The following is an 8,365-nucleotide window of genomic DNA, read 5'->3' as shown; positions in this document are numbered from 1 at the left end:
ATTTTATTTCACGAAAAAATAAGGTTTCATTTTGTGAAAAACGATAAAAAAGCGGCTGCGTTTCCGGAAATGTATTGACTTTTTCGTATTTGTAAGGAAGCAAATTAGTACAGTTTCCACACAGAAAAGGGAAAAGAATCCGTCAATTTCACGAAGGGGTTGTGGAAGAAGGAGGGAGATTCCGTGTGAGGCTGATATATAATGTTTTAAAGGAGGAAAAGACATGAAATTAAGCACACTCATGAAAAGAGGCCTGGCCGTAGGATTAGTAGGAGCCATGGCGGTAGGTCTCGTAGCCTGCGGAGACAAAAAGGATGATGCGAACCAGAGTTCAGCAAATTCTGATAAAGCCGCAGCCAGCGATGTAACACTGAAATTCCAGCAGTGGTGGGGAGTGGAACTTCCGGAAGGTTATCTTGAAGATATCTGTGCACAGTTTAAAGAAGACACAGGTATTACAGTAGAACTGCTGAGTGCGCCATGGGCGAACACAAAAGAACAGATTGTCAGCGGTGCGGCAAACAAAACTGTTGCAGATATCGTAAGTGTTGATGGCGCATGGTTGTCAGAGTTTACAGATATGGGAATACTCACAGATTTAACAGCGGCAGGTGTTGATGCAAATCTTGCAACAGACACATGGAAAGTAGGAGATACAAGCTATGTTGTGCCTGTATTGAATTTTGCATATCCGATGTATGTAAATATGGACATCCTGGAAGAAGCAGGTGTAAAAGAGATCCCGAAAACATGGTCAGAAATGATTGAAGCATGCAAGAAGATTAAAGCAGCAGGAAAATCTGCATTTGCTCTGAATCTTGGAACAGAGAACCCCAATGGTATTCAGAATGTATATATGGGAACCGGCTGGGCGTCTGGTATGGCTCTGAAAGATGACAGTGGAGCTTATAAAGTGGAAGGAAGCGAAGATCTTGTTTCTTTAGCTGAATTCTTTAAGACATTAAACGATAATGGTTGTCTGTATCCTGGCGCAAATACATTGGAAGAAGCTGCAATGACAAGTAACTTTGCAGCAGGAAACTGTGCATTTACACTGGCGTCAGCAGCCACAATGGGAACATTTAAAGATGTAAATTTCCAGGCAACAACAGTGCCTGTAAAAGACGGATATGAAGGTAAAAGCGGTATCTGTTATGCATCATGGGCAGTAGGTATCTCTGAAAACTGTGAGAACAAAGAAGCAGCAGCTAAATTTGTAAACTATCTGCTTGGCGGAAAAGACGGAAAAGACGGCTCTGTATCTGCAGGTTTGGCTCAGACACAGTCTGCATTCCCGAACAGTACAGTAGCACAGCCGGATTACAGCTCTGCTCCACAGCAGTTCCAGGATTTTTATGAACTGTACAAAGAAAATTATGTAATTAATGAATTTATTGGTCTGCCAAATGCAACTGACGTTATGACAAATATGACAAATGATGTTGTGAAATATTTAGACGGAAGTCTTGATGCCGATGCTATGCTGAAAAACTGGCAGGGATATCTTGATGAAGCAACAAAATAGTAACTAATTAATAGCAAATGAAAATGTAGCTGTGAAAGTGGGGGTCAGGGTCTTTTGACCCGCCCCCGTTTTTATTTGATCAGAGACGGGAAATTCTCTGATGAAAGTTATAAGGAAAAGGTGTTTCTATTATTTAAGGAAGAAACACACCTTCTTTAAGGAGGGGTAAAATTTTGAAATCAATTGGAACGAAAACAACTCCATATAGATATCTTGCACCAACATTGATTCTGATGGTTGTGTTCCTGGTGGTGCCTATTTGTATGGTTATTGGATATTCCTTTGTAGACAAAGCCATTGTTTCACCGGATCCGACCTTTGTTGGCTGGGAAAATTATAAAACATTATTTGCGGATCAGGAGTTCTGGGGAGCCGTTAGTCATACAATTGTATTTGTTATTGTCAGTGTCGTGGCGCACCTTGTTATTGGTATGATATTTGCAATGCTTTTGAACTCCAGATATTTTAAAACACGTACAAAAACAGTTGCCCGCGTTATTTATGTCCTTCCGTGGGTATTTACAGCCTCTGTAATTGCTATTTTGTGGAAATTAATGCTGCAGCCATCGGGTATTGTGAATGCTGTTTTGTCTTTCCTGCCACAGGTGTCGCAGAATACAGAATGGCTCAGTGATCAGAGTATTGCACTGGCGGTAATCTGTTTTATCAATATCTGGTGTGGATATCCATTTTATATGATCAGTATTCTGGCAGGTCTGCAGGGAATATCCGGAGACTTATATGAAAGTGCAGCTCTAGATGGAGCTACAGGAGCAAAAAGTTTCCTTCATATTACAATTCCCCAGCTGAAGCCAATTTTAATCAGTATTGCGATGCTGGATTTTATCTGGACATTGCAGTCTTTCAATGTTGTGTGGATGCTGACGGCCGGAGGTCCGGTAAATTCCACGGAGATGTTGAGTGTATACATATATAAACTTGCATTCCGTAAAGCAGACTACAGTATGGCTGCAACAACAGCAGTTGTGCTGCTGATTGTATGTGTTATTATCGCAATATTCTATGTAAGACAGCAAAAGAAAGCGAGGGATTAGTATATGGTTGGAAGTTATAAAAAGCCCGTTAAAATTATCCTGTCGATTCTTTTGGTGCTTGGCGGTGTATTTGCCGGATTTCCGGTTCTGTGGATGGTATGTTCATCGCTGAAATCCAATTCGGCAATTTTTGCATGGCCGCCCAAGTTCTTTGACGAGACAGCCAGTCTGTCATCTTATCTGGCGGTTTTGACAGATCCTTCAAAAATACGTTTTTTTGTTAATAGTTATATTATAGCGGCATGTGTGGTCGCGGCAACCTTGTTTGTAGGCATTCTTGCAGCTTATGCGTTCAGCCGTTTTGACTTTCCTGGAAAAGCAATTTTTAACTCACTTGTTGTAAGTGTACAGGCAATCCCGCCAATTGTATTATTGATTCCATATATGGGTATGATTGTATCCATGAGACTGTTCAATACTTATTTTGCATTGATCCTGACATACCTGATCACAACATTGCCATATTGTATTTTAATGATGACCGGATATCTGAATACGCTGTCCCGGGAACTGGATGAGGCAGTTATGATTGACGGTGGTTCCCGCTGGAAGGCATTATGGTCCATATTGGTGCCAATATCACTTCCGGGTATGGTCTCTGTGGGAATGTATACATTTATGCAGGCATGGAATGAATATTTGTTTGCATTGACATTGACCCAGACCACAAATATGAGAACCGTGCCTATCGGTATCAATCTTTTAATGGGACAGCATGCATATGACTGGAGTCAGATGATGGCTATGAGTGTGCTTGGTTCGCTCCCTGTACTGGTTCTGTTTATTTTTTTCCAGAAATACTTTATTGCCGGGATGTCTTCCGGTGGTGTAAAGGGTTAATGGAAGTCACAAATAATAAGTTTTATTCAAAAAGGAGATGTTTATTATGTTAATGAACATGAAAGATTTACTTGCTGTAGCTAACAAACACAACTTTGCGGTACCTGCTTTTAATATCAGTGACTACAATATGTTCAATGGTATTATGGAAGCATCCGAGGAGAAAAATGCTCCTGTGATCATTGCGATACATCCGGATGAATTAAGCCATACTTCAACAGAAATGGTAAAAGGTATTATTGACAGAATAAATAAGTCACCGGTTCCGGCGGTAGTTCATCTGGATCATGGAGCTACATTTGAACAGGTAATTACAGCAATTCAGGCGGGATTTACCTCTGTTATGATTGATGCCTCAAGCCAGCCATATGAAGGGAATATCGCTACCTGTCAAAAGGTTTGTGAGGCTGCACATGCAGTAAATGTTTCTGTGGAAGGTGAACTGGGGACCATCGGTAATACAGATTCTGTAGAGACAACTGCTCCTGATGAAATATTGTATACAGATCCAGAGCAGGCAAAAGATTTTATTGAGAAGACGGGTATCGACTGTCTGGCAATTGCCATCGGAACCTGTCATGGAATTTATCCAAAAGATAAAAAACCAGAGCTGCGTATTGATATTCTGGATGATATTAAGAAAATTGTGGATGCTCCACTTGTACTTCATGGAGGATCTTCAAATAAAGACTCTGAGATTGCAAAATCTGTAGAGCATGGTGTAAATAAAATTAATATTTCCAGTGATATTAAAGTGGCATATTATGACAAAATGAGAGAAGTATTAAAAGATGCATCTCTTCGTGAGCCAAATCAGATTCAGCCGCCATGTGTGGAAGCAATGAAAGCGGTTGCTTATCAGAAAATTGAGCTGTTCCAGGCCGATGGAAAGGCTTCACTTTATTAATTCTACATAAAAGGCGCGCAGTATTGTATTGCGCGCCTTTGCAGGCGGTAAAGATAAAATTACACTGAAGGAGATGACGGATGGGTGAGAAGATAGCACTAGGATTCCACACATGTGTGGATTATGAATTAGTGTGGGATACACAGGTGGTAGAGGAGCAGATTCGGGCATTTAATATATGTGCAGATGAACTGCAGACAGACATACATGTAGATACAGAACGTGCGGTCTGGATTGCATGCCTGGCGCATCTGAAAGAAGGTATCGGCGGTGAAATGGTACCGGATACTTCTGAGGCCTGTGTGGACTTTGCAAATCATTTTAAGTATAGCATAACTCTTGGAGGAACTGCGACACGTGCGGCTATTATCCTGGATGGGCTGGGTTATGGAAGTGTACTGCAGACAAGCTGTTATAATGAGCATGTAAAACGGCTGATGCCATCCCGTGTCCGCGTTTTGCCTGGTGTGCCGAAAGATCATGATGATATTTACCCCCACGTTGTGCTGCAGTGCCGAAAAGGAGTGCGGATCTGCGCTAATGATATTGATTTTGTGACCCCGAGAGAAAACAGAGTTATGGTATCCCGCGATGTTGACAGCTTAAATATTCCGGTTCTGCCGGAGGAATTTGGAAAAATGATTACGGATGCTGAAGTATTTTTGCTGGGGTGCTTTAGTGAAATTCTGGAATCCAAAATTTTAGAGGATCGTGTAGCTAAAACAAAAAAATTGTGGGAAAGTCTCCCGGAGCATGCAGTAACGGTTATGGAAGACGGATGTTATGTGAAAAAAGAGTTTCGTTATTATGTACATCGGGAGCTGGCGCCGGTAACGGATATTCTTAGTATGAATGAAGATGAACTTCAGGAATATATAGGAGAGCGGATTGATCTTCTTGATCCGGGGGCTGTTGTCAAAGCAATCGAGTATGTATATAAAAAATCCGGGATAAAGACAATATTAGTCCATTCAGCGGTCTGGGCGCTTGCATACGGTGAAAAGGCCGGGATTATGTATCGCTCTTTGGAGGGCGGAATAACAACGGCATCTACACGTTTTCGCAAGGGAGACCAGTTTACTGCGGAAGATTATCGGGAAACAGCATTGATGCCGGGGAGGGCTGACAGTGCAGCATTTTGCGAAAAGCTAAAAGAGATACTTGGAGATAAGATATGCTGTCTGCCATGCAAAGATTTAAGTAATGTAAAACATCCGACAGTTGTAGGTCTGGGTGATTCTTTTGCAGGTGGACTCCTGCCGGGATTATTAGTAGAAAACAGAAAATAATTAGTGAAAAGAAAAAGGAGATACATATGTACGAGAAAGTGGAAAATATTTTAAAAATGGCGAAGGAAAGTAATACGTCAGTAATTGCATTTATCTGTATGGATTATGTAATGGCCAGATCAGTAGTATATGCGGCCGAGGCGGCTAATACGCCTGCTATTGTTATGTTATATCCGGAGCATGTTACAGTTCAGCATACAACAGGATTCAGGAAGTTTGCTGCTATGGTAAAAGAACTGGCAAATGAAGTAAAGGTTCCCATTGGGCTTCATGCAGATCATGACTATACTTATAATAATATTATGACAACTATAAATGCAGGGTTTGAGTCTGTGATGATGGATGGCTCAATGAATGATTTGGATAAAAATATTGAACTGACAAAACAGGTAGTATTAAAAGCGCATGAGTTAGGAGTCTGCGTTGAGGGCGAAATCGGGCATGTAGGCCTTGCATCAGATTCCGACAATCATAATGAGGATTTATATACAAAGGCAGACGCAGCAGAAAAGTTCTGCAAAGAAACGGGTGTTAATTCCCTGGCAGTTTCTATTGGAAATGCCCATGGTGAGTATAAAGAAACACCTCATCTTGATATTGCGCGCCTGGAGGAAATTCATGCGGCTACAGACGTGCCGCTTGTGCTTCATGGAGGCAGCGGGATACCGGATGACCAGCTGCTGACGGCATTTTCCAAAGGAATTAATAAGTTTAATCTTGGAACAGAATTTTTGGGTAAATATTACAGTGCAGTTGCTGATTTTTCTAAAGAAAATGCAGATAATAAAGATCCAGTCAAAATTATCAATATGCCTGCATATGTTCAGGCTAAGCTGCAGCCATATTTAGAAGAACGAATGAAAACGCTGTGTCACTTTTAGAAAGCTGTTTTGAGGGATAACCCTTATCATATTAAAAATATAAAGGTCTGCCCATTGGTGTATTTTCCCAGTGGGCAGACCTTTTTGTGTAATTTTAGAAACATGTTATTATACTAAGTGATTATGATTTTCCAATCGTTTTGATAGGATGCATCCTGTTTTAAACGGATTAAATCATTTTTGTATTTAAATTCTTCCACAATATCCTGTCTAGAAGGAAGGGAGGACCATGGTTCGATACAAATATATGGAGCTTCCGTTTTTGGGGCGTGCCATAATCCCAGATACGGAAGATCAGGATAACAAAGTGTGACAGAGTGTTCACTTTTATCGGATTTTAGAGTAACACAGTCACATACATTTTTTAAAACAATGGCATCTTGATCGAACATAGAATGTATCAGAGGTATTTTGTTCCCATTTTCTAGCGGATAGTCGGTATCAATTCCGCTTAAGAAGCAGGTTTCTGTATGTCCGACTTTTGCAGGCGTATGGGCCAGTGGAAACTCCAGGTAATAATCCTGAAAGGCTAATCCGTTTTCCAATGGTACGTTGAATCCCGGATGACCGCCGATTCCAAAATACATGGTTTGGTCTGAAAGATTCTGAACATGATAAGAAACAAAAATTTGCTGGTCCTTTATGGTATAGGTTACATTAAATATAAAATGAAAGGGGTACTTTTCAAATGTTGCCGGGGTATCTGTCATTTGAAGCGTAATACTGTTATCAGATTTTTCTATAACATCAAAATCTGATAGTTTTGCAAAACCATGAATTGACATGGGGTAACGTTTACCTTCAAGGGTATAGTGTCCATCTGTGAAACGTCCCACAAAGGGAAACAGTACAGGTGAATGCTCAGTCCAGTATGCCTCATCACCCTGCCACAGATATTCTCTTCCCTGGAAGCTGACAGACTGCATTTCAGCGCCGTGGCTGGAAATGATCACAGACAAATCATTGTCTTTTATTGTATATTCCATTTATGAATCCTCCTGATTATTTAGCCTGTGGGTATTCGTTGCAAAGCAGCCGGTATGCAGGTTCATCCTCTTCTATTTCAGGAAAACGTCCTATTGGTTCGTAAAAACGGTTGTCTGTGTTATCATCGTTGCACATGGATACTTCCCCTAAAAGTACATCACCGCTGCCGGGCTCTACATTGAAATCATGATACATATATGGGTAGATGGTAATACTCTCACCAGGTTCTAGTTTTACAGCAGTGCCGGCAGGCACATAATAAGTACGGCCGTCCTTTGTCACTTTTACATCGGTATCTGCAAACTCACCGTCTTTGGTTGAATTATAAACGGTTATTAGAATGTTGCCGCCGCCTCTGTTGATAATGTCTTCCATCTTATAAAAATGAAAGTGCATAGGAGCGTGCTGGCCGTCTCTGACCATCAGAAGCTTTTCAGCATATGGTTTAATGTATTTGTCTTTTAACTGCTGATTACCGTTTCGAATAGTAATCAGAGAAAAACCTGTTTTAGCGAAATTGTTTAAACCATAGTCAGTGATATCCCATCCAAGCATATTTTCTCTGATTTCATCATATTCATGGTTTTTATTTTCCCAATCCTGTGGGGTCCAGTTACAGAAAGGCGGAATTTCAAAACCGTGTTTTTTGATCATTGTTTCCATTTCCTTGATTGCTGCGTTAATTTCTGAACGTTTCATTGTTTTCCTCCCTATTATATAGCAGTTTTTAGATTTAGCTGATTAGTCTCCTGAGACTATAATAAAATAAGAAGAAAGAGTTGTCAATTTGCAGGCGAACTAAGAAAAGAGAAGTGAATAAGAAGAAAAGCAGTAGGTGAAAGAAGAGAGAGTGAAGAAAAGTGTAAAAAGAGAGGCGGGGG

8 protein-coding genes are annotated in these 8,365 nt (G+C 40.7%); 6 read left to right on the top strand and 2 right to left on the bottom strand.

Annotated features, from left to right (window positions below; all coding sequences use genetic code 11):
• The first annotated feature begins 223 nt into the window (after positions 1 to 223).
• From OCV88_RS15920 to OCV88_RS15895, 6 genes are all read left to right on the top strand, one after another.
• Positions 224 to 1,525, top strand: a complete 1,302-nt coding sequence (locus OCV88_RS15920; protein ID WP_158426429.1) for an ABC transporter substrate-binding protein — start codon at positions 224 to 226, stop codon at positions 1,523 to 1,525.
• A gap of 173 nt (positions 1,526 to 1,698) precedes the next feature.
• Positions 1,699 to 2,580, top strand: coding sequence for a carbohydrate ABC transporter permease (locus OCV88_RS15915; RefSeq protein ID WP_262591507.1), 882 nt, complete (start codon positions 1,699 to 1,701; stop codon positions 2,578 to 2,580).
• A 3-nt stretch (positions 2,581 to 2,583) separates the two neighbouring features.
• Complete coding sequence (locus OCV88_RS15910) at positions 2,584 to 3,420, top strand: carbohydrate ABC transporter permease (RefSeq protein ID WP_158426428.1); 837 nt, start codon at positions 2,584 to 2,586, stop codon at positions 3,418 to 3,420.
• 46 nt (positions 3,421 to 3,466) lie between these two features.
• Positions 3,467 to 4,327: a ketose-bisphosphate aldolase gene (locus OCV88_RS15905; RefSeq protein WP_158426427.1), complete on the top strand. Its 861-nt coding sequence runs from the start codon at positions 3,467 to 3,469 to the stop codon at positions 4,325 to 4,327.
• An 80-nt stretch (positions 4,328 to 4,407) separates the two neighbouring features.
• Positions 4,408 to 5,616: an ADP-dependent glucokinase/phosphofructokinase gene (locus OCV88_RS15900; protein WP_158426426.1), complete on the top strand. Its 1,209-nt coding sequence runs from the start codon at positions 4,408 to 4,410 to the stop codon at positions 5,614 to 5,616.
• Positions 5,617 to 5,642: 26 nt separating this feature from the next.
• Positions 5,643 to 6,497 (top strand): class II fructose-bisphosphate aldolase, encoded by an 855-nt coding sequence (locus tag OCV88_RS15895; RefSeq protein ID WP_158426425.1) that lies wholly within the window; start codon positions 5,643 to 5,645, stop codon positions 6,495 to 6,497.
• A 113-nt stretch (positions 6,498 to 6,610) separates the two neighbouring features.
• Here OCV88_RS15895 and OCV88_RS15890 read toward each other — a convergent pair whose 3' ends face one another.
• Together OCV88_RS15890 and OCV88_RS15885 are read right to left on the bottom strand one after the other, a co-directional pair.
• A complete protein-coding gene (locus OCV88_RS15890) occupies positions 6,611 to 7,483 on the bottom strand; it encodes an aldose 1-epimerase family protein (RefSeq protein ID WP_158426424.1) in 873 nt (290 codons plus the stop codon).
• Positions 7,484 to 7,499: 16 nt separating this feature from the next.
• Positions 7,500 to 8,183 carry a D-lyxose/D-mannose family sugar isomerase gene (locus OCV88_RS15885; RefSeq protein ID WP_158426423.1) on the bottom strand — a complete coding sequence of 228 codons (684 nt, stop codon included), beginning with the start codon at positions 8,181 to 8,183 and terminating at the stop codon, positions 7,500 to 7,502.
• Positions 8,184 to 8,365 lie beyond the last annotated feature (182 nt).

The organism is Brotonthovivens ammoniilytica (genome assembly GCF_025566885.1).
Taxonomy (GTDB): Bacteria; Bacillota; Clostridia; order Lachnospirales; family Lachnospiraceae; genus Brotonthovivens; species Brotonthovivens ammoniilytica.
Note: the sequence above shows the minus strand (reverse complement) of the source record. Positions and strands in the feature narration are given on the sequence as shown.

What these genes read in the sequence shown, in the direction of transcription:
- OCV88_RS15920 (WP_158426429.1), top strand. Translation starts at nt 224, where the DNA reads ATGAAATTAAGCACACTCATGAAAAGAGGCCTGGCCGTAGGATTAGTA.
- OCV88_RS15885 (WP_158426423.1), bottom strand. Translation starts at nt 8,183, where the DNA reads ATGAAACGTTCAGAAATTAACGCAGCAATCAAGGAAATGGAAACAATG.
- OCV88_RS15890 (WP_158426424.1), bottom strand. Translation starts at nt 7,483, where the DNA reads ATGGAATATACAATAAAAGACAATGATTTGTCTGTGATCATTTCCAGC.
- OCV88_RS15895 (WP_158426425.1), top strand. Translation starts at nt 5,643, where the DNA reads ATGTACGAGAAAGTGGAAAATATTTTAAAAATGGCGAAGGAAAGTAAT.
- OCV88_RS15905 (WP_158426427.1), top strand. Translation starts at nt 3,467, where the DNA reads ATGTTAATGAACATGAAAGATTTACTTGCTGTAGCTAACAAACACAAC.
- OCV88_RS15910 (WP_158426428.1), top strand. Translation starts at nt 2,584, where the DNA reads ATGGTTGGAAGTTATAAAAAGCCCGTTAAAATTATCCTGTCGATTCTT.
- OCV88_RS15900 (WP_158426426.1), top strand. Translation starts at nt 4,408, where the DNA reads ATGGGTGAGAAGATAGCACTAGGATTCCACACATGTGTGGATTATGAA.